The 25,297-nt window shown below is 56.7% G+C and carries 23 protein-coding genes and 1 other RNA gene; 7 read left to right on the top strand and 17 right to left on the bottom strand.

The genetic code is table 11. The features are described 5' to 3' along the window. Position 1 precedes the first annotated feature (1 nt). Positions 2–604, top strand: a complete 603-nt coding sequence (locus BH712_RS21875) for a DsbA family protein (protein WP_032674038.1) — start codon at positions 2–4, stop codon at positions 602–604. Then, positions 594–1,094, top strand: a complete 501-nt coding sequence (locus BH712_RS21870; RefSeq protein ID WP_006811882.1) for a protein disulfide oxidoreductase — start codon at positions 594–596, stop codon at positions 1,092–1,094. The genes BH712_RS21875 and BH712_RS21870 overlap by 11 nt, the downstream gene beginning before the upstream one ends. A 2-nt stretch (positions 1,095–1,096) precedes the next feature. On the opposite strand, the gene BH712_RS21865 is transcribed toward BH712_RS21870, so the two are convergent. The 8 genes from BH712_RS21865 to BH712_RS21830 all read right to left on the bottom strand — a co-directional run bounded on the left by BH712_RS21865 (position 1,097) and on the right by BH712_RS21830 (position 11,130). Beyond that, positions 1,097–1,840 carry an SDR family oxidoreductase gene (locus tag BH712_RS21865; RefSeq protein ID WP_006811883.1) on the bottom strand — a complete coding sequence of 248 codons (744 nt, stop codon included), beginning with the start codon at positions 1,838–1,840 and terminating at the stop codon, positions 1,097–1,099. Positions 1,841–1,910: 70 nt separating this feature from the next. Beyond that, positions 1,911–4,784 (bottom strand): aminomethyl-transferring glycine dehydrogenase, encoded by a 2,874-nt coding sequence (gene gcvP / locus BH712_RS21860; RefSeq protein ID WP_006811884.1) that lies wholly within the window; start codon positions 4,782–4,784, stop codon positions 1,911–1,913. Between the two features lie 127 nt (positions 4,785–4,911). Further along, the gene (gene gcvH, locus BH712_RS21855) at positions 4,912–5,301 is read right to left on the bottom strand and encodes a glycine cleavage system protein GcvH (RefSeq protein WP_006811885.1); all 390 of its coding nucleotides are present in this window, start codon (positions 5,299–5,301) and stop codon (positions 4,912–4,914) included. Positions 5,302–5,324: 23 nt separating this feature from the next. Then, positions 5,325–6,419, bottom strand: a complete 1,095-nt coding sequence (gene gcvT / locus BH712_RS21850) for a glycine cleavage system aminomethyltransferase GcvT (protein ID WP_006811886.1) — start codon at positions 6,417–6,419, stop codon at positions 5,325–5,327. Between the two features lie 397 nt (positions 6,420–6,816). Continuing rightward, a complete protein-coding gene (gene ubiI, locus BH712_RS21845; protein WP_006811887.1) occupies positions 6,817–8,019 on the bottom strand; it encodes an FAD-dependent 2-octaprenylphenol hydroxylase in 1,203 nt (400 codons plus the stop codon). A gap of 12 nt (positions 8,020–8,031) precedes the next feature. Continuing rightward, the gene (ubiH, locus tag BH712_RS21840) at positions 8,032–9,210 is read right to left on the bottom strand and encodes a 2-octaprenyl-6-methoxyphenyl hydroxylase (protein ID WP_006811888.1); all 1,179 of its coding nucleotides are present in this window, start codon (positions 9,208–9,210) and stop codon (positions 8,032–8,034) included. Continuing rightward, entirely contained in the window at positions 9,207–10,520 is a 1,314-nt protein-coding gene (gene pepP / locus BH712_RS21835; RefSeq protein WP_125358975.1) for a Xaa-Pro aminopeptidase, read from the bottom strand. Before pepP ends, ubiH begins: the two co-directional genes overlap by 4 nt. A gap of 31 nt (positions 10,521–10,551) precedes the next feature. After that, a complete protein-coding gene (locus BH712_RS21830) occupies positions 10,552–11,130 on the bottom strand; it encodes a YecA/YgfB family protein (RefSeq protein ID WP_072265689.1) in 579 nt (192 codons plus the stop codon). Between the two features lie 167 nt (positions 11,131–11,297). Between BH712_RS21830 and zapA the strand changes: the two genes are divergently transcribed. The 3 genes from zapA to BH712_RS21810 all read left to right on the top strand — a co-directional run bounded on the left by zapA (position 11,298) and on the right by BH712_RS21810 (position 12,473). Beyond that, the gene (zapA, locus tag BH712_RS21820) at positions 11,298–11,627 is read left to right on the top strand and encodes a cell division protein ZapA (protein ID WP_006811891.1); all 330 of its coding nucleotides are present in this window, start codon (positions 11,298–11,300) and stop codon (positions 11,625–11,627) included. A 41-nt stretch (positions 11,628–11,668) separates the two neighbouring features. Then, a non-coding RNA gene (gene ssrS, locus BH712_RS21815) (6S RNA) lies at positions 11,669–11,852 on the top strand. 24 nt (positions 11,853–11,876) lie between these two features. After that, the gene (locus BH712_RS21810; RefSeq protein ID WP_006811892.1) at positions 11,877–12,473 is read left to right on the top strand and encodes a 5-formyltetrahydrofolate cyclo-ligase; all 597 of its coding nucleotides are present in this window, start codon (positions 11,877–11,879) and stop codon (positions 12,471–12,473) included. A gap of 153 nt (positions 12,474–12,626) precedes the next feature. Here BH712_RS21810 and serA read toward each other — a convergent pair whose 3' ends face one another. Together serA and rpiA are read right to left on the bottom strand one after the other, a co-directional pair. Beyond that, a complete protein-coding gene (gene serA / locus BH712_RS21805; RefSeq protein WP_032674039.1) occupies positions 12,627–13,859 on the bottom strand; it encodes a phosphoglycerate dehydrogenase in 1,233 nt (410 codons plus the stop codon). A gap of 266 nt (positions 13,860–14,125) precedes the next feature. After that, a complete protein-coding gene (gene rpiA / locus BH712_RS21800) occupies positions 14,126–14,785 on the bottom strand; it encodes a ribose-5-phosphate isomerase RpiA (protein ID WP_006811894.1) in 660 nt (219 codons plus the stop codon). Between the two features lie 127 nt (positions 14,786–14,912). Here rpiA and argP point away from each other — a divergent pair, with 127 nt between their 5' ends. Further along, the gene (gene argP, locus BH712_RS21795) at positions 14,913–15,806 is read left to right on the top strand and encodes a DNA-binding transcriptional regulator ArgP (RefSeq protein ID WP_003860089.1); all 894 of its coding nucleotides are present in this window, start codon (positions 14,913–14,915) and stop codon (positions 15,804–15,806) included. Between the two features lie 43 nt (positions 15,807–15,849). Here argP and BH712_RS21790 read toward each other — a convergent pair whose 3' ends face one another. The 7 genes from BH712_RS21790 to tkt form a co-directional block, all read right to left on the bottom strand. Beyond that, the gene (locus tag BH712_RS21790; RefSeq protein WP_032674040.1) at positions 15,850–16,572 is read right to left on the bottom strand and encodes an oxidative stress defense protein; all 723 of its coding nucleotides are present in this window, start codon (positions 16,570–16,572) and stop codon (positions 15,850–15,852) included. Between the two features lie 92 nt (positions 16,573–16,664). Beyond that, a complete protein-coding gene (argO, locus tag BH712_RS21785) occupies positions 16,665–17,300 on the bottom strand; it encodes an arginine exporter ArgO (RefSeq protein WP_006811896.1) in 636 nt (211 codons plus the stop codon). A 143-nt stretch (positions 17,301–17,443) separates the two neighbouring features. Then, positions 17,444–18,298 carry a small-conductance mechanosensitive channel MscS gene (gene mscS, locus BH712_RS21780; protein ID WP_006811897.1) on the bottom strand — a complete coding sequence of 285 codons (855 nt, stop codon included), beginning with the start codon at positions 18,296–18,298 and terminating at the stop codon, positions 17,444–17,446. 188 nt (positions 18,299–18,486) lie between these two features. Continuing rightward, complete coding sequence (fbaA, locus tag BH712_RS21775) at positions 18,487–19,566, bottom strand: class II fructose-bisphosphate aldolase (protein WP_006811898.1); 1,080 nt, start codon at positions 19,564–19,566, stop codon at positions 18,487–18,489. A gap of 92 nt (positions 19,567–19,658) precedes the next feature. Further along, positions 19,659–20,822, bottom strand: a complete 1,164-nt coding sequence (gene pgk / locus BH712_RS21770; RefSeq protein WP_003860077.1) for a phosphoglycerate kinase — start codon at positions 20,820–20,822, stop codon at positions 19,659–19,661. A gap of 49 nt (positions 20,823–20,871) precedes the next feature. Continuing rightward, positions 20,872–21,891 carry an erythrose-4-phosphate dehydrogenase gene (gene epd / locus BH712_RS21765; protein ID WP_006811899.1) on the bottom strand — a complete coding sequence of 340 codons (1,020 nt, stop codon included), beginning with the start codon at positions 21,889–21,891 and terminating at the stop codon, positions 20,872–20,874. A 366-nt stretch (positions 21,892–22,257) separates the two neighbouring features. Next, positions 22,258–24,249 (bottom strand): transketolase, encoded by a 1,992-nt coding sequence (gene tkt, locus BH712_RS21760; protein WP_006811900.1) that lies wholly within the window; start codon positions 24,247–24,249, stop codon positions 22,258–22,260. A gap of 272 nt (positions 24,250–24,521) precedes the next feature. Between tkt and loiP the strand changes: the two genes are divergently transcribed. After that, entirely contained in the window at positions 24,522–25,280 is a 759-nt protein-coding gene (gene loiP / locus BH712_RS21755) for a metalloprotease LoiP (protein ID WP_032674041.1), read from the top strand. The last annotated feature ends 17 nt before the right edge of the window (positions 25,281–25,297 follow it).

Raw genomic sequence — 25,297 nt, 5'->3', positions numbered from 1 at the left:
CATGCGTACGTTTATCGCCTTACTGCTGCTCTCTTTAACGACCTTCAGTTTTGCTGCGTCGACAGAGGGCGATGCCGATGACCAGCTGGCCGCACTGCTGTTCAACGATCCGGCCAGCCCGCGAACCGGCGCGACATCGCCGAAGCTCACCATCGTCTCCTTCACGGACTACAACTGCCCTTACTGCAAGCAGTTCGACCCGATGCTGGAGAAAATCGTGCAGGAAAATCCCGACGTGCAGCTCATCGTCAAACTGCTGCCGTTCAAGGGGCAAAGCTCGGTGAATGCCGCTAAAGTGGCGCTCTCAACGTGGCAGCAGGCGCCGGATAAATTCTGGGCGCTGCATCAGCGGCTGATGATGAAAAAGGGCTATCACGATGACGCCAGCATCACCGCCGCGCAGGTGAAAACCGGAACGGACAGCATTAAAACGGATGATAAAACCATGGACAGCTTAAAGATGAACCTGATCCTGGCGCAGGTGCTGAATATTCAGGGCACCCCGGCGACCATTATCGGTGACCAGATGGTGGCGGGCGCAATCCCGTATGACGACCTGGAGGGGCTGGTCAAAGAACAGCTGGCAAACGCCCATGGCAAGTAAGCTGCCGCGCCTGCTGTGCGAGCTGACCGTGTGGCTGCTGATTGGCGTAGCCGTGAGCCTGGCGGTGGACTATTACCGCCAGCCCGCGCTGCCGCAGAATTTCTCCGCGACGCGTCTGCACACCCTCGACGGCGAGACCGTCGATCTTGCTGCCATGAGCGAGGGGCGTCCGCTGCTGGTTTACGTCTGGGCGACATGGTGCGGCGTCTGCCGCTACACCACGCCATCGGTGGCGGCGCTTGCCGCGGACGGGGGTAACGTGATGTCGGTTGCGCTGCGCTCGGGCGATAACGCGATGCTCGAAAAGTGGCTGAGGAAGAAGAAGGTGACGATGCCCACGGTCAACGACGCCAGCGGAGAACTGGCGCGTCAGTGGGACGTTCAGGTGACGCCAACGCTGGTGGTGATCTCTCACGGTGAAGTGAAGTCGATCACCACCGGCTGGACCAGCAGCTGGGGAATGCGCCTGCGGCTGTGGCTGGCGTCGTAGCGTTACTTCCCGCCAGCCAGCTCAAGGAAGCTCCCGGTAACATAGGAGGCTTTGTCGCTCAGCAGCCAGGTTATGGCCTGGGCGACCTCCTCCGGCTGACCGCCACGCTGCATCGGTAACATCGACTTCACCCGATCCACACGCCCCGGTTCGCCGCCGGAGGCGTGAATATCGGTATAAATCAGGCCTGGCCGCACGCAGTTAACGCGAATGCCCTGTGCCGCCACCTCCAGCGCGAGGCCGGTGGTCAGGGAATCCACCGCCCCTTTGGAGGCAGCATAATCCACATATTCCCCCGGCGCGCCCAGCCGTGATGCCGCCGAGGAGACATTCACAATCGCGCCCCCTTTGCCGCCGTGTTTATGCGACATGCGCTTAACCGCCTCACGGCAGCAGAGAAAATAACCGGTGACGTTGGTAGTCAGCACGCGGTTGATACGTTCAGCGGAGAGGTTTTCGATAGTGGATTGTTCAAACAAAATCCCGGCGTTATTTACCAGCGCGGTGAGCGGTTCACCTTCGCGATCGATGCTGTCGAACATCGCCATCACCTGTGCCTCATCGCTGATATCCGCGCGCACGGCAAAGGCTTTTCCCCCTGCTTCAACGATGTGATTAATCACATCCGTCGCAGCCTTGATGTTGTGATGAAAATTTACCGCAACGGTGTAGCCTTCGCTTGCCAGCTGTAGCGCGGTGGCTTTACCAATACCCCGGCTGGCGCCGGTGACCAATGCAATTGCCATTCTTTTCTCCCAATAAAAAAGCCGGGTAGCGGCTTCGCCTTACCCGGCCTACGTTACTACAGGATCACCGTTACTGGTATTCGCTCATCGGCACGCAGGAGCAGAACAGGTTACGGTCGCCGTAAACATCATCAAGACGTTTCACGGTTGGCCAGTATTTGTTTGCCACACCTGCCGGGAAGACAGCCAGCTCGCGGGTGTAACCGTGGTTCCACTCTGCCACCAGTTCGTTCTGGGTATGCGGCGCGTTAACCAGCGGGTTATCTTCCAGCGCCCACTCCCCGCCTTTCACGCGGTCGATTTCGCTGCGGATCGCCAGCATCGCGTCGATGAAGCGGTCCAGCTCCACCTTGCTTTCAGACTCGGTCGGCTCAACCATCAGCGTACCCGCAACCGGGAAGGACATGGTTGGCGCATGGAAACCGTAGTCGATCAGGCGCTTGGCAATATCCAGCTCGCTGATGCCTGTCTCTTCTTTCAGTGGACGAATATCGAGGATGCATTCGTGCGCCACGCGACCGTCGCGGCCGGTGTAGAGCACCGGATAGGCATCCTTCAGACGCGTTGCGATGTAGTTAGCGTTGAGGATCGCCACCTGGCTGGCCTGCTTCAGCCCTTCCGCGCCCATCATGCGGATGTACATCCAGCTGATTGGCAGGATAGAGGCGCTACCGAACGGTGCCGCAGAGACCGCGCCCTGACGGGTCAGCATGCCTTCAATCTGCACCACGCTGTGGCCCGGCACAAACGGCGCCAGGTGCGCTTTAACACCGATTGGCCCCATACCCGGGCCGCCACCGCCGTGCGGAATGCAGAACGTTTTGTGCAGGTTCAGGTGCGACACGTCCGCGCCAATAAAGCCCGGAGAGGTGATGCCCACCTGGGCGTTCATGTTTGCGCCGTCGAGGTAAACCTGACCGCCGAACTGATGCACCACCTCACACACTTCACGGATAGTTTCTTCGTACACGCCGTGGGTGGACGGGTAGGTCACCATGATGCAGGAGAGTTTGTCGCCCGCCTGCTCGGCTTTAGCGCGCAGGTCGGCCAGGTCGATGTTGCCGTTTTTGTCACAGGCCACGACCACCACTTCCATCCCCGCCATCTGGGCAGAGGCCGGGTTAGTACCGTGGGCAGAGCTTGGGATCAGACAGATATCGCGGTGGCCTTCGTTGCGGCTTTCGTGATAGTGACGGATCGCCAGCAGACCGGCGTATTCACCCTGCGCACCGGAGTTCGGCTGCATGCAGAGCGCGTCGTACCCGGTCAGCTTCACCAGCCATTCGGAAAGCTGGTTGATCATCATGTGATAGCCTTCCGCCTGCTCAGCCGGGCAGAACGGGTGCAGCTCGGAGAATTCAGGCCAGGTAATTGGGATCATCTCAGCTGCGGCGTTCAGCTTCATGGTGCAGGAGCCCAGCGGGATCATCGCCTGGTTCAGCGCCAGATCTTTGCGCTCCAGAGAGTGCATATAGCGCATCATCTCGGTTTCGCTGTGATAGCGGTTAAACACCGGATGCGTCAGGATCGCGTCGTCGCGCAGCATGCTTTCCTGAATGGAGCGGCTGTCGAGCGCAACCTCTTTGTCGAGCGTATCCACGTCCAGACCGTGGGCGTCACCCAGCAATACGCTGAACAGGGTCAGGATATCGTCACGAGTGGTGCTTTCGTCCAGCGTAATGCCGACCGCATTGTGGATGTCGCTGCGCAGGTTAATTTGCGCTGCCTCGGCGCGCGCCAGCACGGCCGCTTTGTCTGCCACTTCCACGCACAGGGTATCGAAGTAGTGAGCATGACGCAGCTTGAGGCCCTTCTGCTGGAGGCCGCAGGCCAGAATATCGGCCAGGCGGTGAATGCGGCTGGCAATGCGCTTCAGGCCAGCCGGACCGTGGAACACCGCGTACAGGCTGGCAATGTTAGCCAGCAGCACCTGCGAGGTACAGATATTGGAGTTCGCTTTCTCGCGGCGGATATGCTGCTCGCGGGTCTGCATCGCCATGCGCAGCGCGGTGTTACCGGCGGCATCTTTCGATACACCGATAATACGGCCTGGCATGGAACGTTTAAATTCATCTTTCGCGCCAAAGAACGCCGCGTGCGGGCCGCCGTAGCCCATCGGCACGCCGAAACGCTGGGCTGAGCCGAAGACAATGTCCGCGCCCTGCTTACCCGGTGCCGTCAGCAGCACCAGCGCCATAAAATCGGCGGCGACGCTGACGATCACTTTGCGGGATTTCAGCTCGGCAATCAGCGCGCTGTAGTCGTGCACTTCCCCGGTGGTACCCACCTGCTGTAACAGCACGCCGAAAACGTCCTGGTGATCCAGCACCTTATCAGCGTCGTCGACAATCACTTCAAAACCGAAGGTTTCCGCGCGGGTGCGCACCACGTCCAGCGTCTGCGGATGCACGTCTGCCGCAACGAAGAAGCGGTTGGCGTTTTTCAGCTTGCTCACGCGCTTCGCCATTGCCATCGCTTCGGCGGCGGCGGTGGCTTCATCCAGCAGTGAGGCGGAAGCAATGTCCATACCGGTCAGATCCAGCGTCACCTGCTGGAAGTTCAGCAGCGCTTCCAGACGGCCCTGGGAGACTTCTGGCTGATACGGGGTGTAAGCGGTGTACCAGCCCGGGTTTTCCAGCATGTTGCGCAGGATCACCGGCGGTAACTGCACGTTGGTGTAGCCCATGCCAATGTAAGACTTATAGCGCTTGTTCAGGCCCGCGATAGCCTTCAGCTCCGCCAGCGCGGCGAACTCCGTGGTGGAATCGCCTACCTGCGGCGGCGTGGCAAGCTGGATGTCTTTTGGCACGATCTGGCCGATCAGTGCGTTTAATGAATCCGCGCCAACTGTCTTTAGCATCTCCTGCTGTTGCTGAGCATCCGGCCCAATGTGACGTTCAATGAAGGCGCCACGGTTTTCAAGCTGGCTTAAAGTCTGTGTCATGAGCGATGGTTCCTGAAACGTGCAGTGAATCGTAGTTATCTGTAACGCTGTTGCCCGGTGGCGCTAACGCTTACCGGGCCTACGTTGACCTGTAGGCCGGATAAGCGCAGCGCCATCCGGCACAACGTTATTCGTCTTCCAGTAGTGCTTCGTACGCGGTCGCATCCAGCAGCGCGGCAACCTGCGCTTCGTCGCTGGCTTTGATCTTGAAGATCCAGCCACCTTCATACGGCTCGCTGTTCACCAGCTCCGGGGAGTCGCTCAGCGCGTCGTTCACGGCAACAATTTCACCGCTCACCGGGGCGTAGATGTCAGAAGCCGCTTTCACGGATTCCGCCACCGCACAGTCGTCGCCTGCGCTTACGGTTGCGCCCACTTCCGGCAGATCAACAAACACCATGTCGCCCAGCAGCTCCTGCGCGTGCTCGGTGATCCCAACGGTGTAAGTGCCGTCCGCCTCTTTGCGCAGCCACTCGTGTTCTTTGCTGTATTTCAGTTCTGCTGGCACATTGCTCATTGAAGTTCTCCTGATAAAAATAGTTAGGCGACCGGCTTACCGGCGCGAACAAAAATCGGTTTGGTCACGTTGACCGGCATTTCGCGGTTGCGGATCTGCACCACCGCCGTTTCGCCAATGCCCGCTGGCACGCGTGCCAGGGCAATACTGTAGCCGAGCGTCGGGGAGAAGGTTCCGCTGGTGATCACGCCTTCGCGATGATTGCCATCGGCATCGGTGAAGCGCACCGGCAGCTCGCCGCGCAGAACGCCTTTTTCTTTCATCACCAGACCAACCAGCTGTTCAGTGCCCTTCTCACGCTGCATTTCCAGCGCTTCACGACCAATGAAGTCACGGTCAGCCGGTTCCCACGCGATGGTCCAGCCCATATTGGCGGCCAGCGGAGAGACACCTTCGTCCATCTCCTGACCGTACAGGTTCATGCCCGCTTCCAGGCGCAGCGTATCGCGCGCGCCCAGGCCCGCAGGCTTCACGCCCGCTTCCACCAGCGCACGCCAGAAATCGGCCGCTTTCTCATTCGGCATGGCAATTTCATAGCCCGCTTCACCGGTGTAGCCGGTGGTGGCAATAAACAGATCGCCCGCCTGCACGCCGAAGAACGGCTTCATGCCTTCGGTGGCGTTGCGCTGCTCGTCGCTGAACAGAGAGGCGGCTTTCGCCTGGGCGTTTGGCCCCTGCACCGCAATCAGCGACAGATCGTCACGGACGGTAATGTCGATGGCGTAAGGTTCAGCGTGTTGGGAAATCCAGGAGAGGTCTTTTTCGCGGGTGGCGGAGTTTACAACGAGGCGGAAGAAATCTTCGGTGAAGTAGTAGACGATGAGGTCGTCAATTACGCCACCCGAGGCATTGAGCATGCCGGTGTAGAGCGCTTTGCCCGGCGTCTTGAGTTTGGCGACGTCATTTGCCAGCAGATAACGCAAAAACTCCCGGGTGCGGCTTCCACGCAGGTCGACAATCGTCATGTGAGACACGTCGAACATACCGGCATCGGTGCGCACCGCGTGGTGCTCATCAATCTGCGAGCCGTAGTGCAGTGGCATCATCCAGCCGTGGAAGTCCACCATGCGGGCGCCGCATAACACGTGCTGTTCGTACAAAGGAGTCTGTTGAGCCATCTTTTCCTCGTTGAAAAATTCACCGTGAAACCCGGTGTCGGCCTCGCGTTCGGGGGCCGACGCAAACGTTCTCTTTTACCTGAACTTACCACCGAAACCGGCGGTTAACCATAAGGTCAAACGGGTCATCACATTAGCTTATGACTAAAAAACGCTGAAAAGCCTACAGAATTATTCACTGGGAAAATGCGATTAGACCCGCATAAAATTAACAATGATCTAACATAATTTAGCAGATGGTGATATTTCGTGCGGAAAAACGGGCCGAATTTCCGTAACATAAAAACAGTAAGATTAGATTTTCTAATGCGAAAAATGACGTGAAATTAGATTATTTCAAACGAGGAAATTTCCCCGGCGCGGAGGCCGGGAAAATAAAGTGTGACGGGGATCGAGATTAACGTAACCAGTCGGGAAGATCGTTAAGGCCCATTGCCTGACGGAGAAGCTGCGGTTTTACGCCGGGAAGGGTATCGGCCAGCTTGAGGCCGATATCGCGCAGCAGTTTTTTCGCCGGATTTGCTCCGGCAAACAGCTCACGGAAGCCCTGCATACTCGCCAGCATCATCGCCGCGCTGTGTTTGCGGCTGCGCTCGTAACGACGCAGATACAGATGCTGTCCAATGTCTTTGCCTTCCCGATGCAGACGACGCAGCTCTTCAACCAGCTCCGCCGCGTCCATAAAGCCGAGGTTCACCCCCTGCCCGGCCAGCGGATGAATGGTATGCGCCGCATCGCCCACCAGCGCCAGACGGTGCGCCGCAAACTGACGCGCGTAGCGACCGGTTAACGGAAACGTCTGGCGTTCGCTTTCAAGCGAGCACAGTCCCAGACGGTTATCAAACGCCACGCATAGTGCCTGACTGAAGGCATTCGGCGTCGCCTCCTGCATCTGCTGCGCTTTCTCCGGCTCTAAGGACCAGACGATGGAGCAAAGATGCGGATCGGCAAGCGGCAGGAAGGCCAGAATGCCGTCATTATGGAAAATCTGGCGCGCCACGCCGCCGTGCGGCTCTTCGGTGCGGATTGTGGCCACCAACGCGTGATGGCGGTAATCCCAGAAGGTCAGCGGAATATCCGCTTTGTTACGCAGCCAGGAATTGGCGCCGTCGGCGCCCACCACCAGACGCGCGGTCAGCATGTCGCCGCTTTCAAGGGTGATAAACGCGTCGTTTTCGCCCCACGCCACCTGCTGAAGCTTCGCGGGGGCAATCAGCGTGATGTCGCTGCCCTGCTGCGCTTTGCGCCACAGGGCGTGGTGGATCACCGCGTTTTCAACGATGTGTCCGAGGTGGCTGTAGCCCATGCTTTCATCGTCAAACGCGATGTGACCAAAGCTGTCTTTGTCCCACACTTCCATCCCGTGATAGCAACTGGCACGCTGCGCCACGATCTCAGACCAGACGCCGAGGTGCGTCAGTAACTTTTCGCTGGCCGCGTTGATCGCCGAGACGCGCAGCGCTGGGGGTGCATCCTGCGCCACAGGCTGCGGCGCGTTTTGCTCAAGCACGGCCACGCGCAGGCCACTGCCCTGTAAACCACAGGCCAGCGCCAGTCCTACCATTCCGCCGCCTACAATGGCGACATCAACATTTTGCACGGTGATAACTCCTTAACGCGCGACCCAACCCAGGGTCCGCTGCGCCAGCACGTCACGTGCCGGAATGAACAGTTCCATCGCCATCAGCCCGAGGTTGCGACCCGCAACTAGCGGTGCCCAGCGATTGGCAAACAGGTGGACTAAACCGTCGGTGACGCCAATGGTCGCCGCTTTGTCCGCCTGGCGTCGTTTCTGGTAATGACTCAGCACTGAGTATGCACCACAATCCTGCTGCTCGCGCCACGTCTGCGCCAGTAGCTCAGCCAGGCTCATCACGTCGCGCAGGCCAAGGTTGAAACCTTGTCCGGCGATGGGATGCAGCGTCTGCGCGGCATTGCCAACCAGAGCGACGCGGTGGGAGACTGTCTGCGATGCGGTGGTCAGCGCGAGCGGATAGGCCACGCGTTTTCCGGCGTGGGTGATACGCCCAAGTCGCCAGCCGAAGGCCTTTTGCAGCCCGGAGCAAAAACGTTCGTCGGACCAGGAGAGAACCTCATCAGCCCGATCCTGCGCATGGCACCACACCAGCGAGCAGCGCCCGTTCGACATCGGCAGCATGGCCAGCGGGCCGTGCTCCGTGAAGCGTTCAAATGCCCTGCCGTTATGCGCGCCAGCCGTGGAAACGTTAGCGATGACCGCCACCTGCCCATAGGATTCAGAACGCCATTCGACGCCGCACTGCGTGGCGATCGTGGAGCGAGAACCATCCGCCGCCACCAGCAGTTGCCCCTCCAGCGTGGTGCCGTTATCCAGCGTCACGCTGACGGCCTCATCACGGCGGCTAAAGCTGGCGACGCGCGCCGGACAGTGCAGCGTGACGCCAGGCGCATCCTGCAACAGACGGAACAGCCGCAGCCCCACGTCATGCAGCTCAACAACCTGCCCCAGCGCCCTAATCCGGTAGTCGTGGGCATCCAGTGTCACAAACCCGGCGTGCCCGCGATCGCTGACGTGAACGGTGTCGATCGCCGTCGCGCAATCCGCTATCGCCTGCCAGATCCCAATGCGCGCAAGCTGCTGACAGGTTCCCTGCGCCAGCGCGATGGCGCGGGCGTCGAAACCGGGATGATCGGTCGTCAGTGGCGCGATCGCCTCAACCAGATGCACCGGAAGCTGGCCCTGGGTTAACTGCGAAATAGCCAGCGCCAGAGTAGCGCCGGTCATGCCTCCGCCAACGATGATCACGCTCATACGCGTGCCGCCGCCATCAGCGCCTCGATGTCGTCGGCTTTTTTCACCACGGTCGCGGTCAGATTTTCGTTACCGGTTTCGGTGATGACGATGTCATCTTCGATACGAATGCCGATCCCGCGGTACTGCTCCGGCACGTCGGCATCCGGCGCGATGTACAGCCCCGGCTCGACGGTGAGCACCATGCCCGGCTCCAGCACGCGCGAGCGTTCCGGGCCGTATGCGCCCACGTCATGCACATCCAGCCCCAGCCAGTGGCTCAGGCCGTGCATAAAGTACGGACGATGGGCGTTTTCAGCAATCAGCGTGTCCACATCGCCTTTCAGAATGCCGAGCTTCACCAGCCCGGTAATCATGATGCGCACCACCTCGCCCGTAACCTCCTGAATGGAGGTGCCCGGGCGGAACAGCGTCAGCGCGGTCTCCAGAGACGCAAGCACGATGTCATAGATTTCTCGCTGAGCAGGCGTGAATTTGCCGTTCACCGGGAAGGTACGGGTGATGTCACCCGCGTAACCCTGATACTCACAGCCAGCGTCAATCAGCACCAGATCGCCATCGCGCAGTTCACATTCGTTTTCGGTGTAGTGCAGGATGCAGCCGTTTTCCCCGCCACCAACAATCGTGTTGTAGGACGGGAAGCGCGCGCCGTGACGGTTAAATTCGTGATGGATTTCCCCTTCAAGCTGGTACTCGAACATGCCGGGACGGCACTTTTCCATTGCGCGGGTATGCGCCAGGGCGCTGATTTCGCCCGCGCGGCGCAGCACGTTGAGTTCTTCTTCAGACTTGAACAGGCGCATCTCATGCACCACCGGACGCCAGTCCGTGAGCGTTGCGGGCGCAGAAAGATTCTGGCGCGAACCTTTACGCAGCTTATCCAGCGCGGTGAAAACAATCTCATCCGCATACGCGTATTCGCCCTGCGCGTGGTAGAGCACGTCCAGACCGTTCAGCAGTTGATAAAGCTGCTGGTTAATTTCGCTAAAGGCCAGCGCGCGGTCCACGCCCAGCTTTTCCGGTGCGGCCTCTTGCCCTAAGCGGCGACCAAACCAGATTTCAGCCGTCAGATCGCGCACGCGGTTGAAAATCACGCTGTGGTTGTGGGTGTCATTGCTTTTAATCAGCACCAGTACTGCTTCCGGCTCGTTAAACCCGGTGAAGTACCAGAAATCGCTGTTCTGGCGATAGGGATATTCGCTGTCGGCGCTGCGCGTTACTTCCGGCGCGGCAAAAATCAGGGCAGCGCTTCCCGGCTGCATTTTTGCCAACAGAGCCTGACGGCGGCGAGAATATTCTTGACTGGAGATAACCATGACACCCTCCTGTGCGTTATTTTTCTTAATGTAATGTTGGCTTGCGAACTTCCGGCGCGGTCGGCTGCGAGCGCGTAAAGTTGTCGTGGCACAGCAGCGCCGCCACGCGCACGTACTCGATGATCTCTTCGAGAGACATCTCCAGCTCTTCCTGATCTTCGTCTTCGTCGTAGCCGAGCTGAGCGATGTTACGCAGATCGTCGATCGCTTCACCCGCTTCGCCGGTCACTTTATCCAGTTTAGGCTGGGTTACGCCCAGGCCAAGCAGATAGTGGTTTACCCAACCCGCGAGCGCATCGGCGCGATCGAAGACGCTGACATCGTCGCCTTCAGGCAGATAAAGCTGAAAAAGAAAGCCATCGTCTTCCAGCGAGTCGCTGGTTGCGGCGTGCATTTTACGCAGCGCTTCCGCCAGTTCGTGGCCAAACGCCAGCCCTTCGTTGGTGAGGTCGTGGATCAGCGGCTGCCATGAGCTGTCGCTGTTTCCGCCGCACAGTATGCCGCTGATCAGACCGTGCATTTCGGCAGGGGTTAAACCGACTCCCTGCTGGTTCAGTAACTGGTTTAAATCCTTGTAACCAGGCATTTCGTTCTGTATAGACATACGCATTCGTCATCAAAGGGAGGATATTCATGATATGCTACCACTTTGGACCCTGGTGATACCAGAAAAGGGCTTGTATCTTCACATCAGGGTAGCTATAGTGTCGCCCCTTCGCAGCCCCCGGGGCAGTATGCGAAGGCAGCGCAGTCAATCAGCAGGAAGGTGGCATGTCTGCACAACCCGTCGATCTCCAGATTTTTGGCCGTTCACTGCGAGTGAATTGTCCGCCTGAACAAAGGGATGCCTTGAATCAGGCTGCGGACGATTTGAATCAGCGGTTGCAAGATCTAAAAGAACGCACTAGAGTCACAAATACTGAGCAGCTGGTTTTCATCGCCGCGTTGAACATCAGCTATGAACTGACTCAGGAAAAAGCGAAGACCCGCGACTACGCGGCTAGCATGGAGCAGCGCATTAAAATGCTCCAGCAGACCATAGAACAGGCATTGCTTGATCAAGGTCGCAATCCCGAAAGACCGGGACCAAAGTTTGAATAACACTTCGCAGTTGACTATGGTAGAGTAACTGTGAAGACAAAATTTCTCTGAGATGTTCGCAAGCGGGCCAGTCCCCTGAGCCGATATTTCATACCACAAGAATGTGGCGCTCCATGGTTGGTGAGCATGCTCGGTTCGTCCGAGAAGCCTTAAAACTATGACGACACATTCACCTTGAACCAAGGGTTCAAGGGTTACAGCCTGCGGCGGCATCTCGGAGATTCCCTCTTTCTTCTTCTACCCACTACCATGACTCAATTCCCTGAAGTTTCTGCCTCACGCCAGGACATCCGTCAGCTTATTCGCCAGCGTCGTCGCGCCTTAAGTGCCGAACAACAAGCCCACTTTGCGCAGCAGGCCGCCGCCCGCATGATGGCCTATCCGCCTGTAGTGATGGCCAACACCGTCGCACTGTTTCTGTCGTTTGATGGCGAACTGGATACCCAACCCCTTATCGACCAGCTCTGGCGCGCGGGGAAAAAGGTTTATCTGCCGGTGCTGCATCCATTTAGCCCAGGCAATCTGCTGTTTCTGCACTACCATCCGCACAGCGAACTGGTGGTGAATCGTCTGAAAATCACCGAGCCGAAACTCGACGTGCGTGACGTGCTGCCGCTTTCTGAGCTGGATGTGCTGATTACGCCGCTGGTGGCGTTTGATGAGCAGGGTCAGCGATTAGGCATGGGCGGGGGTTTCTATGACAGAACGCTGCAAAACTGGCAGCAGTACGGGTTGCAGCCGGTGGGCTATGCGCATGATTGCCAGGCTGTAGAAGCCTTGCCGGTAGAGAAGTGGGATGTGCCGTTGCCAGCGGTGGTGACGCCCGGCAAAATCTGGCTCTGGTAGAACAAAGCCGGGTGGCGGCTACGCCTTACCCGGCCTACATAAATTCTCGACCATTGTAGGTCGGGTAAGCGTAAGCGCCACCCGACACACAGACCGCACGAAAATTGTAGGTCGGGTAAGCGTACGCGCCACCCGACACCACAAACCGCACCATCAGTACAACAGGCGCGCGCGAATCGTCCCCGGAATGGCCTTCATGCTCTGCAATGCTTTCTCGGCAATGTCTTCATCCGCTTCAATATCAATGACCACATAACCCATCTGCGAGTTGGTTTGCAGATACTGCGCGGCGATGTTAACGCTCTGCTCGGCAAAGATCTGGTTGATGGCAGTCAGTACACCCGGACGGTTCTCGTGGATATGCAGCAGACGGCGACCACCGTGCAGCGGCAGAGAGACTTCCGGGAAGTTCACCGCAGAGAGCGTAGAACCGTTGTCGGAGTATTTGCTCAGCTTACCCGCCACTTCCAGGCCGATATTCTCCTGCGCTTCCTGCGTAGAACCGCCGATGTGCGGCGTCAGGATCACGTTGTCGAACTCGCACAGCGGAGAGGTGAACGGATCGCTGTTGGTAGCAGGCTCCGTCGGGAATACGTCGATGGCCGCCCCCGCCAGATGCTTACGCTTCAGCGCGTCGCACAGCGCAGGGATATCGACCACCGTACCACGCGCGGCGTTGATCAGCAGTGAGCCTGGCTTCATCAGCGCCAGCTCTTCCGCCCCCATCATGTTTTTGGTGGACGCGTTTTCCGGCACGTGCAGGCTGACCACGTCGCTCATGTTCAGCAGGTCAGAAAGATGCTGCACCTGCGTCGCGTTACCCAGCGGCAGCTTGCTTTCGATATCGTAGAAAAACACGTGCATACCGAGGGATTCCGCCAGAATACCAAGCTGCGTACCGATGTGGCCGTAGCCGATGATACCCAGTTTTTTACCACGCGCTTCGTAGGAGCCAGCGGCCAGCTTATTCCACACGCCACGGTGCGCTTTGGCGTTAGCTTCCGGAATGCCGCGCAGCAGCAGCAGCAGCTCGCCAATCACCAGCTCCGCCACGGAACGGGTGTTAGAGAACGGGGCGTTAAAGACCGGGATACCGCGTTTTGCGGCGGCATTCAGGTCGACCTGGTTGGTGCCGATGCAGAAACAGCCGATCGCCACCAGCTTTTCTGCCGCAGCAATAACGTCTTCAGTCAGTTGGGTACGGGATCGCAGGCCAATGAAATGGGCATCACGGATGGACGCTTTCAGCTCTTCAGTGTCCAGCGCGCCTTTGTGAAATTCGATGTTGGTGTAACCTGCTGCGCGAAGGCTATCGATTGCTTTTTGATGCACGCCCTCGACCAGCAGGAATTTAATTTTGTCTTTCTCCAGTGATACCTTTGCCATTTCCCCGACCCTGTTTTTATCTGAACTGATGTTGTGCTGGATATAAATCTCGTGCAGCCAACATATCAAAAAAAACTATTGCAGCAATATGAACGTTTGCGTCGGTACTCTGAAGAAAAGTCATACAAGGCAAAATGGCAGAGGAAAATGCTGCGGAAATTTACGAACGTGGCAGGATCGGCAAAAGAGGCGGAAAAACGTGACACAAGTCACCGAATTTAGCTTTTCAAAATTTTTTTAGCGGGGGGAGCGCTCCCCCCGTCAGATCATTTTACGATGGTTTTCACACCGTCAGCCGTACCGATCAGCGCCACGTCCGCGCCACGGTTGGCAAATAACCCTACGGTAACGACGCCTGGAATACCATTGATCGCATTTTCCAGCGCGACTGCATCGAGGATCTCAAGGCCGTGAACGTCGAGGATCACGTTGCCATTATCGGTCACCACACCCTGACGGTATTCCGGACGGCCACCCAGCTTAACCAGCTGTCGAGCCACCGCGCTGCGCGCCATCGGGATCACTTCGACCGGCAGCGGGAAATTACCCAGAATCTCAACCTGCTTGGAGGCGTCCGCGATGCAGATGAACTTGTCCGCGACGGAAGCGATAATTTTTTCACGGGTCAGCGCCGCGCCGCCGCCTTTGATCATCTGCATGTGGCCGTTGATTTCATCCGCACCATCAACGTAAATGCCCAGACGGTCCACTTCGTTAAGGTCGAAAACGGTAATGCCAAGGCTTTTCAGCTTTTCCGTGGAAGCATCGGAGCTGGAAACCGCGCCCTCGATCTGCCCCTTCATCGTGCCCAGCGCATCGATAAAGTGCGCCGCCGTCGACCCCGTACCAACACCGACAATGGTACCTGGCTGTACGTACTGGAGAGCGGCCCATCCTACTGCTTTTTTCAGTTCATCCTGCGTCATGATCGTTTTGCCTGTGGTGTGAAAACTCAGGGCGCATTATAGAACACGTCGAATGGATTTCGTCTGCCACGAAGGGAAAATTGTGTCATAGTGCAGATTAAGCAAAATTAAGGAGTCAGCCAGAGCAATGAAACGTCCGGACTACAGAACACTACAGGCACTTGATGCAGTTATTCGTGAACGCGGTTTTGAGCGCGCGGCGCAAAAGCTGTGCATCACCCAGTCCGCCGTATCACAGCGTATCAAACAGCTTGAAAACATGTTCGGGCAGCCGCTGCTGGTGCGTACCGTGCCGCCGCGTCCAACGGAGCAAGGACAAAAGCTCCTCGCCCTGCTGCGCCAGGTTGAACTGCTGGAAGATGAATGGCTGGGTGATGAACAGACCGGCTCCACGCCGCTGCTGCTGTCGCTGGCGGTGAACGCCGACAGTCTGGCGACCTGGCTGCTGCCAGCCCTTGCGCCGGTGCTGGCCGACTCCCCTATCCGCCTGAATCTCCAGGTTGAAGATGAAACCCGCACCCAGGAACGCCTGCGCCGCGGCGAAGTGGTTGGTGCCGTCAGTATTCAGCCTCAGGCGCTGCCAAGCTGTCTGGTGGATCAACTGGGCGCGCTGGATTACCTGTTTGTCGGTTCAAAAGCTTTTGCCGAGCGCTACTTCCCGAACGGTGTGACCCGCGCCGCGCTGCTTAAAGCGCCTGCCGTCGCATTCGATCATCTGGACGATATGCATCAGGCCTTCCTGCAACAAAACTTCGATCTGCCGCCGGGCAGCGTGCCGTGTCATATCGTTAACTCGTCCGAAGCCTTTGTGCAGCTTGCACGTCAGGGAACCACCTGCTGCATGATCCCGCATTTGCAGATTGAGAAAGAGTTGAAAAGCGGTGAGCTGATTGATTTAACCCCGGGGCTGTATCAGCGCCGGATGCTGTACTGGCACCGTTTTGCGCCGGAAAGCCGTATGATGCGCAACGTCACTGACGCGCTGCTGGCATTTGGGCATAAGGTTTTGAGGCAGGATTAAAAAGAAAAGCCGGGTGGCGGCTACGCCTTACCCGGCCTACGGGTTACTGAGCTGGCTTTTCAGTCGGCTCCAGCTGGAACACCACATCCACCTGATCGTCGAACTGAATGGTTGGCTGCTCATAGGTTTCCTGAGCAGAAACCGGCGCGGCGTCCGCTTTCATCATCCGCACCATCGGGCTTGGCTGGTAGTTTGAAACGTGGTAACGCACGCTGTAAACCGGACCGAGCTTGCTCTTGAAGCCGGATGCCAGCTGCTGCGCCTGATGAATGGCATCATCAATCGCCGCTTTACGCGCTTCGTCTTTATATTTCTCCGGTTGCGCAACGCCCAGCGAGACGGAACGGATTTCGTTCAGCCCTGCCTTCAGCGCACCATCCAGCAATGAGTTGAGCTTATCAAGCTGGCGTAAAGTCACTTCAACAGTACGCACGGCGCGATAGCCTTTCAGGATGCTTTTGCCGTTCTGGTAGTCGTAATCCGGTTGGGTACGCAGGTTCGCAGAGCTGATGTCTTTTTTCGCGACACCGTTCTGTTCCAGGAAAGAGAGGTATTGCGCAACACGATCGTCTGCCTGTTTCTTGGCGGAAGCAGCATCTTTCGCCGCCACGTTCACTTCAATTGCCAGGGTTGCAACATCCGGTACCGCATCCACGCTTGCCGTACCTGAAGTGACAATGTGCGGGCCGTTTGGCAGTTCATTCGCCTGCACCGACACCGCACCTAAACTTACTAATGCCGCCAGGGCCATCACCTTAAACTTCACTGTCATTCCTCCATGTTGCGAAGAGTGCCCTGTTAACAGGGCTCATGCCAGCAAGCTTAGCGGGTCTTGTTCAGATGTCCATAAGACAACGCTTAGTTGAGCAATCCCTGTACGTGATGGATCCCCTCTTTAGCCAGCTGGAAGGCAATAAACCACATCACCAGCCCCACCAGGGTATTGATGATGCGCTGCGCTTTGGCGGTACGCAGTCGCGGCGCCAGCCACGCTGCCAGGATCGCAAGTCCGAAGAACCACAGGAAGGAGGCGCTGACCGTACCGAGCGCAAACCAGCGTTTCGGCTCAACGTCCAGCTGTCCCCCCAGGCTGCCGAGCACCACGAAGGTATCAAGATAAACATGCGGGTTAAGCCACGTCACGGCGAGCATGGTGACGATAATCTTCCAGCGTCCCTGCTTCATCACTTCGGCGCTGGCCAGCTCAAGATTGCTGCTCATGGCGGTTTTCAGAGCGCCGAATCCGTACCATAACAGAAACGCCACGCCGCCCCAGGTCACCAGCGCCAGTAGCCACGGGGACTGCATCAACAGGGCGCTACCGCCAAAAATCCCGGCGCAAATCAGCAGCAGATCGCTCACCGCGCACAGCAGGGCAATCATCAGATGGTACTGGCGGCGAATACCCTGGTTCATCACGAACGCATTTTGTGGACCGAGAGGGAGGATCATGGCCGCACCTAACGCAAGCCCTTGAAAATAATAAGATAACATAACGTAATTCTCGCAGAGTTTCCTGGAGGCAGACTATACTGCGGGAATGACATTAGAGGAAATTGATAATATTAATTGGCGATTAATATGGCTAATACAAAAAAGCCCGGTGGCGCTAGCGCTTACCGGGCCTACGGGTGACGTTACTCGGCTTCTTTGACTTTTTTGACGTTTACGTCCATCTGCGGGTATGGGAAGCTTATGCCGTTGGCGTCGAAGTCGCGCTTAATGCGCTCCAGCACATCCCAGTACACGTTTTGCAGATCGCTGCTTTTGCTCCAGATGCGCACCACAAAATTAATGGATGACGCGCCCAGTTCGTTCAGACGAATGGTCTGCTCGCGGTCCTTCAGAATGCGGTCGTCAGAAGCGATGATGTTGGCGATCAGCGACTTCACCTGGTCGATATCGGAATCGTACGCCACGCTGACGATCAGCTCGTTACGACGCACCGGCTCGCGGGAGAAGTTAATGATATTGCCCGCAATGATTTTCCCGTTCGGCACCACCACAATACGACCATCGACGGTACGCAGGGTCGTGGAGAAAATCTGTACCTGCAACACGGTACCGGCGATCCCGCCTAAATCCACATATTCACCGGAACGGAACGGACGGAAGGTGACCAACAGAACGCCCGCCGCCAGGTTCGAAAGCGACCCCTGCAATGCAAGACCAATGGCCAGACCGGCAGCACCGAGCACAGCGATAACGGATGCCGTCTGCACACCTACGCGCCCCAGCGCCGCAATCAGCGTAAAAGCGATGATGCCGTAACGCACCAGTGCGGAGAGGAAATCGGCGACCGTGGCGTCAATGTGTCGTGCGACCATCACCCGGTTGACCGCGTTGGATACGATACGCGCCACGATCATCCCGACAATGATGATGGCAATAGCGGCAACAATATTCACGGCGTAGCTCAGCAGTAGCGCCTGGTTGCGCACCAGCCAGTTACCCGCGTGATTGATGCTGTCTACAACATCAAGTTGTTCCATTTGTTCTTCCTTTTGCTAAACCAAAACACAAAATCTATCCCTTAAGGGGACAGGCAGGTCAGTAAAGGGTAAACAAAAAGAGCGGGTAATGCCAAACAGATCACAAAATCAGGTATTGCAGGATATTGAAAAAGCATAAAAAAAGGCCCGCATCTGCGGGCCTTCTGATGTGCTGTCAGCAGCGCAAATTACAGAACGTCGATCGCGTTCAGTTCTTTGAATGCCTGCTCCAGACGAGTCACCATGGACGTCTGTGCAGCGCGCAGCCATACGCGTGGATCGTAGTATTTCTTGTTCGGCTGGTCTTCGCCTTTCGGGTTGCCCAGCTGACCTTGCAGGTAAGCTTCGTTGGTTTTGTAGTATTGCAGGATACCGTCCCAGGTTGCCCATTGGGTGTCGGTATCGATGTTCATTTTCACTACGCCGTAGCTTACGGAATCTTTGATTTCCTGAGCAGAAGAACCGGAACCGCCGTGGAAGACGAAGTTCAGGCTGTTGTGCGGCAGGTTGTGTTTCTTAGACACGTATTCCTGAGAATCACGCAGGATGGTCGGGGTCAGAACCACGTTACCTGGCTTGTACACGCCGTGCACGTTACCGAAGGACGCTGCGATGGTGAAACGTGGGCTGATTTTGCTCAGCTCGGTGTAAGCGTAATCAACGTCTTCTGGCTGAGTGTACAGAGCAGAAGCGTCCATGTGGCTGTTGTCCACACCGTCTTCTTCACCACCGGTGCAACCCAGTTCGATTTCCAGGGTCATGCCCATTTTGGACATACGCGCCAGGTACTTAGAGCAGATCTCGATGTTTTCTTCCAGAGACTCTTCGGACAGGTCGATCATGTGAGAAGAGAACAGTGGCTTACCGGTTGCTGCAAAGTGTTTTTCACCTGCGTCCAGCAGACCGTCGATCCACGGCAGCAGTTTCTTCGCGCAGTGGTCAGTGTGCAGGATAACCGGAACACCGTAGTGTTCAGCCATCTGATGAACGTGGTGCGCACCAGAGATAGCACCCAGGATAGCAGCGCCCTGAGGAATGTCAGTTTTCACGCCTTTACCTGCGATGAACGCAGCGCCGCCGTTAGAGAACTGAACGATAACCGGTGCTTTAACTTTTGCAGCGGTTTCCAGTACGGCGTTGATGGAGTCGGTACCTACGCAGTTAACTGCTGGCAGAGCGAAGTTGTTTTCTTTAGCTACCTGGAACACTTTCTGTACGTCATCACCAGTGATAACGCCAGGTTTTACGAAATCAAAAATTTTAGACATGTTGCTTAGTCCTGTATCTTCGGCCGTTAGAAAAGGTGCGTGCTCTGATAAGCGCGCTGAAAATTGGGCAGGTTTCCCTGCCCCTGAATGGCTTACTTCTTAGCGCGCTCTTCGAGCATTGCTACTGCTGGCAGGACTTTACCTTCCACGAATTCAAGGAATGCGCCGCCACCAGTGGAGATGTAGGAGATCTTGTCAGCGATACCGAACAGGTCGATTGCTGCCAGGGTGTCACCACCGCCTGCGATAGAGAACGCTTCGCTGTCTGCAATAGCGTTAGCAACGATTTCAGTCCCTTTGCGGAAGTTCGGGAATTCGAACACGCCGACAGGACCGTTCCACAGGATAGTTTTTGCGTTTTTCAGGATTTCAGCCAGTTTCTGTGCAGAAACGTCGCCCAGGTCCAGGATCTGCTCTTCATCTTTGATGTCGTTAACAGATTTCAGGGTTGCGGTAGCGGTTTCGGAGAACTCGGTTGCTACGCGAACGTCAGTTGGTACCGGGATATCACAGGTGCCCAGCAGGCGTTTGGCTTCGTCAACCAGGTCTGCTTCGTACAGGGATTTACCGACGTTGTGGCCTTGAGCAGCAACGAAGGTGTTCGCAATACCACCGCCAACGATCAGCTGGTCAGCGATTTTGGACAGAGAATCCAGTACGGTCAGTTTGGTGGAAACTTTAGAACCACCCACGATAGCGACCATTGGACGAGCAGGTTCTTTCAGTGCTTTACCCAGTGCTTCCAGTTCGTCAGCCAGCAGTGGACCTGCACAGGCGACGTCTGCGAATTTACCGATACCGTGGGTAGAGGCCTGCGCACGGTGAGCCGTACCAAATGCATCCATGACGAATACGTCGCACAGGGCAGCGTATTTTTTGGACAGAGTTTCGTCGTCTTTCTTTTCGCCTTTGTTGAAGCGAACGTTTTCCAGAACAACCAGCTCACCTTCGGCAACTTCCACGCCATCCAGGTAATCTTTCACCAGGCGAACCGGGCTGGACAGTTTGTCTTTCAGGTAATTAACAACCGGCAGCAGAGAGAACTCTTCGTTGTACTCGCCTTCAGTTGGACGGCCCAGGTGGGAGGTGACCATCACTTTAGCGCCCTGCTTCAGAGCCAGTTCAATGGTTGGCAGAGATGCACGAATACGTGCGTCGCTGGTCACTTTGCCATCTTTAACCGGTACGTTCAGATCGGCACGGATGAAAACGCGTTTACCTGCCAGATCCAGATCGGTCATCTTAATTACAGACATGGTGAATCCTCTCGTTGATTCTTAAAGTTTTGCAAGCGCAAGGTGCGCTCTACCTGAAACCTTTTGCGGCCATGGCTAACGTGGTGTCGAGCATTCGGTTAGCAAAGCCCCATTCGTTATCACACCAGACCAGCGTCTTGATGAGGTGTGCACCACTGACTCGCGTCTGCGTGCCATCCACGATGGCGCTGTGCGGGTCGTGGTTAAAATCTACTGAGACCAACGGTAATTCCGTATAGTCAACTATACCATGAAATGCTCCCTGTGCCGCTTTTTGCAGCAACAGGTTGACTTCACAGGCTTTTACCGGTTTTTTCACCGTCACGCTAAGATCGATCGCGGTGACGTTTATCGTTGGCACGCGCACGGCAATCGCTTCGAAACGGTCGTTAAACTGCGGGAAAATACGGGTGATCCCGGCAGCCAGTTTCGTATCCACCGGAATGATGGACTGGCTCGCCGCGCGAGTGCGTCGTAAATCCGGATGGTAGGCGTCGATAACCTGCTGATCGTGCATGGCGGAGTGAATCGTGGTCACCGTGCCGGATTCAATGCCATACGCATCGTCTAACAGTTTAATGACCGGAATAATGCAGTTGGTGGTGCAGGAGGCGTTGGAGACAATGCGGTGTTCAGCTTTCAGCTCGTGCTGGTTGACGCCAAATACGACGGTAGCGTCGAGGTCGTGACTGCCGGGATGGGAGAACAGCACTTTTTTCGCGCCGGCATTCAGATGCGCTTCGCCATGTTCACGGTTACCGTACACGCCGGTACAGTCCAGCACCACATCCACACCCAGTTCGCGCCAGGGCAGCCCTTCAATACTGTTCTCATGCAGCACGCGGATAGCATCGTCACCGACAAACAGCTGTTCCCTTTCCTGGCGAACGTCCCAGGCAAAGCGACCGTGGCTGGTGTCATATTTCAACAAATGCGCCATACCCGCAGCATCCGCCAGTTCATTGATTGCCACCACGGTGATTTCCGCCCGACGCCCGGATTCATATAAAGCACGAACCACGTTGCGCCCGATGCGACCGAAGCCATTAATCGCTACGCGTACGGTCATAGATCTCCTGCAAAGCTATCCCTGAGTTTGAGGTGGCTGAAAGAGTAATCCAGCGACGCCCGAAGGGGAATCCTTGCTGTCACAAACTGCGATTGATTGGTCAATTGTCGAACATTTAATCGACTGAAACGCTTCAGCAAGAATAAGCGAATCGGGGAATAAAAGGAATCTCTGTCCAGATGAATAAGCGAGCTATATGACTTGCGTCACATTTTGGGTGGAATAATTTACAGAGCAGTTACATGTCTGAGGAATCGTGCATACAAAAAAGCCGGGTGGCGCTAGCGCTTACCCGGCCTACTTTATACTCCCTCTCCCTGTGGGAGAGGGCCGGGGTGAGGGCATCAGCCCGCACCGGACAAACAATTACAGCAGTTCTTTCGCCTTAGCGAGAACGTTCTCAACGGTGAAGCCAAACTCTTCAAACAGCTGTTCCGCCGGAGCAGACTCACCAAACGTGGTCATGCCGACGATAGCGCCGTTCAGACCCACGTATTTGAACCAGTAGTCAGCGATACCCGCTTCCACTGCCACACGCGCGGAAACCGCTTTAGGCAGTACAGATTCGCGGTAAGCCGCATCCTGCTTGTCGAACGCATCGGTAGACGGCATGGAGACCACGCGCGCTTTCACGCCTTCGGCAGTCAGTTTTTCCCATGCTGCTACAGCCAGTTCAACTTCAGAACCGGTTGCGATGAAGATCAGCTCCGGCTGGCCTGCGCAATCTTTCAGCACGTAACCACCGCGCGCGATGTTTGCCAGCTGTTCTGGGGTACGCTCCTGCTGTGCCAGGTTCTGACGGGAGAGGATCAGCGCGGTTGGACCGTCCTGACGCTCAACGCCGTATTTCCACGCCACCGCAGATTCAACCTGGTCACATGGACGCCATGTGCTCATGTTCGGGGTCACGCGCAGGGAAGCCACCTGCTCTACCGGCTGGTGAGTTGGACCATCTTCGCCCAGACCGATGGAGTCGTGGGTGTAGACCATCACCTGACGCTGTTTCATCAGCGCAGCCATACGCACGGCGTTACGTGCATATTCAACAAACATCAGGAAGGTAGAGGTGTACGGCAGGAAACCACCGTGCAGAGCGATACCGTTGGCAATCGCGGTCATACCGAATTCACGTACACCGTAATGGATGTAGTTACCGGCAGCATCTTCATTGATTGGCTTAGAGCCAGACCACAGGGTCAGGTTAGATGGCGCCAGGTCAGCGGAACCGCCGAGGAATTCTGGAAGCAGAGGACCAAACGCTTCGATCGCATTCTGCGATGCTTTACGGCTGGCGATCTTAGATGGATTCGCCTGCAACTTCGCGATGAACTCGTTCGCTTTCGCGTCGAAGTCGGACGGCATGTCACCTTTCATACGACGGGTGAATTCAGCGGCTTCCTGAGGGAAGGCTTTCGCGTATGCCGCGAATTTCTCATTCCAGGCCGCTTCTTTCGCCTGGCCCACTTCTTTCGCATCCCACTGCGCGTAGATTTCAGACGGGATTTCGAAGGCAGGGTGTTTCCAGCCAAGTGCTTCACGGGTCAGTGCGATTTCCGCGTCGCCCAGCGGTGCGCCGTGGGAGTCGTGAGTACCCGCTTTGTTCGGAGAACCGAAGCCGATGATGGTTTTGCACATCAGCAGGGACGGTTTGTCGGTCACGGCGCGCGCTTCTTCTACTGCACGTTTAATCGAGTCAGCATCGTGGCCATCAACGCCGCGCACAACGTGCCAGCCGTAGGCTTCGAAACGTGCGGCGGTGTCGTCAGTGAACCAGCCTTCAACGTGACCATCGATGGAGATGCCGTTGTCGTCATAGAACGCAACCAGTTTGCCCAGCTTCAGGGTACCTGCCAGGGAGCACACTTCGTGAGAAATGCCTTCCATCATGCAGCCGTCGCCCAGGAAGGCGTAGGTGAAGTGGTCAACGATGTCGTGGCCTGGACGGTTGAACTGCGCCGCCAGAGTCTTCTCTGCAATCGCCATACCTACAGCGTTAGCGATGCCCTGACCCAGCGGACCGGTGGTGGTTTCAACGCCAGCGGTGTAGTCCACTTCCGGGTGACCTGGAGTTTTGGAGTGCAGCTGACGGAAGTTTTTCAGCTCTTCGATAGGCAGATCGTAGCCAGTGAGGTGCAGCAGGCTGTAGATCAGCATAGAGCCGTGGCCGTTAGACAGCACGAAACGGTCGCGGTCAGCCCATGCCGGGTTCTGAGGGTTGTGGTTAAGGAAATCACGCCACAGGACTTCGGCGATGTCAGCCATACCCATAGGGGCACCCGGGTGGCCGGATTTGGCTTTCTGTACTGCATCCATGCTCAGCGCACGAATAGCATTAGCAAGCTCTTTACGTGAGGACATTTTAACTCCAGATCGGACTGTTAAAGGCCATGCCCTTGACGACAGCGCGTTTTGGGCTACGCCGGAAAAAAGTGCCAACAATGTAACCCAAGCCGCAGGGCATGTACATGGAGCATTCTTTTGCAGCTTAAGAAATCTCTGGATCATGCTCGCATGTTGCGCAATCTGCTCGCCCGCCCCTGTAGATATTCCTTATACTTAGCCCGACACCGGCTTCGTTGACGGTGCATTTTTCGGAATTAATTCAGATTAACGAGTACGGAAGCAACATCATGAAAATGCGTGCAATCGGGCTGGCTGTGGGAACAACGCTCCTGCTAAGCGGCTGTCAGAATATGGATTCTAACGGCCTGATGACCTCAGGCGCAGAAGCTTTTCAGGCCTACTCATTGAGCGATGCGCAGGTCATAGCGCTGAGCGATCAGGCCTGTAAGGATATGGATGGAAAAGCTACGCTTGCCCCGGCTAACAGCACCTATACGCAGCGTCTGAACAAGATTGCTTCCGCGCTGGGCGACAACATTAACGGCCAGCCGGTGAACTACAAGGTGTACATGGCGAAAGACGTCAACGCCTTCGCAATGGCGAACGGCTGTATCCGCGTTTACAGCGGCCTGATGGACATGATGACCGACAACGAAGTGGAAGCGGTAATCGGCCACGAAATGGGTCACGTTGCTCTGGGTCACGTGAAGAAAGGGATGCAGGTTGCGCTGGGCACCAATGCCGTGCGTGCCGCGGCAGCCTCTGCGGGTGGCATTGTCGGCAGCCTGTCCCAGTCGCAGCTTGGCGATGTGGGCGAGAAACTGGTGAACTCCCAGTTCTCCCAGCGTCAGGAGTCGGAAGCGGATGACTACTCTTACGATCTGTTGCGCAAACGCGGCATCAATCCATCGGGTTTAGCCACCAGCTTCGAAAAACTGGCGAAACTGGAAGAAGGCCGTCAGAGTTCCATGTTTGACGATCACCCGGCCTCCGTTGAACGTGCGCAGCATATCCGTGACCGCATGGCGGCAGACGGAATTAAATAATACGCTGGCCCGGTGCG

It is taken from the genome of Enterobacter hormaechei ATCC 49162, assembly GCF_001875655.1.
In the GTDB taxonomy this organism is placed as follows: domain Bacteria; phylum Pseudomonadota; class Gammaproteobacteria; order Enterobacterales; family Enterobacteriaceae; genus Enterobacter; species Enterobacter hormaechei.
This window is presented reverse-complemented; position numbering and strand designations above follow the sequence as displayed.

What these genes read in the sequence shown, in the direction of transcription:
- tkt (WP_006811900.1), bottom strand. Translation starts at nt 24,249, where the DNA reads ATGTCCTCACGTAAAGAGCTTGCTAATGCTATTCGTGCGCTGAGCATG.
- BH712_RS21870 (WP_006811882.1), top strand. Translation starts at nt 594, where the DNA reads ATGGCAAGTAAGCTGCCGCGCCTGCTGTGCGAGCTGACCGTGTGGCTG.
- BH712_RS21865 (WP_006811883.1), bottom strand. Translation starts at nt 1,840, where the DNA reads ATGGCAATTGCATTGGTCACCGGCGCCAGCCGGGGTATTGGTAAAGCC.
- loiP (WP_032674041.1), top strand. Translation starts at nt 24,522, where the DNA reads ATGAAAATGCGTGCAATCGGGCTGGCTGTGGGAACAACGCTCCTGCTA.
- pgk (WP_003860077.1), bottom strand. Translation starts at nt 20,822, where the DNA reads ATGTCTGTAATTAAGATGACCGATCTGGATCTGGCAGGTAAACGCGTT.
- ubiH (WP_006811888.1), bottom strand. Translation starts at nt 9,210, where the DNA reads ATGAGCGTGATCATCGTTGGCGGAGGCATGACCGGCGCTACTCTGGCG.
- argP (WP_003860089.1), top strand. Translation starts at nt 14,913, where the DNA reads ATGAAACGTCCGGACTACAGAACACTACAGGCACTTGATGCAGTTATT.
- zapA (WP_006811891.1), top strand. Translation starts at nt 11,298, where the DNA reads ATGTCTGCACAACCCGTCGATCTCCAGATTTTTGGCCGTTCACTGCGA.
- argO (WP_006811896.1), bottom strand. Translation starts at nt 17,300, where the DNA reads ATGTTATCTTATTATTTTCAAGGGCTTGCGTTAGGTGCGGCCATGATC.
- epd (WP_006811899.1), bottom strand. Translation starts at nt 21,891, where the DNA reads ATGACCGTACGCGTAGCGATTAATGGCTTCGGTCGCATCGGGCGCAAC.
- rpiA (WP_006811894.1), bottom strand. Translation starts at nt 14,785, where the DNA reads ATGACGCAGGATGAACTGAAAAAAGCAGTAGGATGGGCCGCTCTCCAG.
- serA (WP_032674039.1), bottom strand. Translation starts at nt 13,859, where the DNA reads ATGGCAAAGGTATCACTGGAGAAAGACAAAATTAAATTCCTGCTGGTC.
- BH712_RS21830 (WP_072265689.1), bottom strand. Translation starts at nt 11,130, where the DNA reads ATGTCTATACAGAACGAAATGCCTGGTTACAAGGATTTAAACCAGTTA.
- gcvP (WP_006811884.1), bottom strand. Translation starts at nt 4,784, where the DNA reads ATGACACAGACTTTAAGCCAGCTTGAAAACCGTGGCGCCTTCATTGAA.
- gcvH (WP_006811885.1), bottom strand. Translation starts at nt 5,301, where the DNA reads ATGAGCAATGTGCCAGCAGAACTGAAATACAGCAAAGAACACGAGTGG.
- BH712_RS21875 (WP_032674038.1), top strand. Translation starts at nt 2, where the DNA reads ATGCGTACGTTTATCGCCTTACTGCTGCTCTCTTTAACGACCTTCAGT.
- mscS (WP_006811897.1), bottom strand. Translation starts at nt 18,298, where the DNA reads ATGGAACAACTTGATGTTGTAGACAGCATCAATCACGCGGGTAACTGG.
- gcvT (WP_006811886.1), bottom strand. Translation starts at nt 6,419, where the DNA reads ATGGCTCAACAGACTCCTTTGTACGAACAGCACGTGTTATGCGGCGCC.
- fbaA (WP_006811898.1), bottom strand. Translation starts at nt 19,566, where the DNA reads ATGTCTAAAATTTTTGATTTCGTAAAACCTGGCGTTATCACTGGTGAT.
- BH712_RS21810 (WP_006811892.1), top strand. Translation starts at nt 11,877, where the DNA reads ATGACTCAATTCCCTGAAGTTTCTGCCTCACGCCAGGACATCCGTCAG.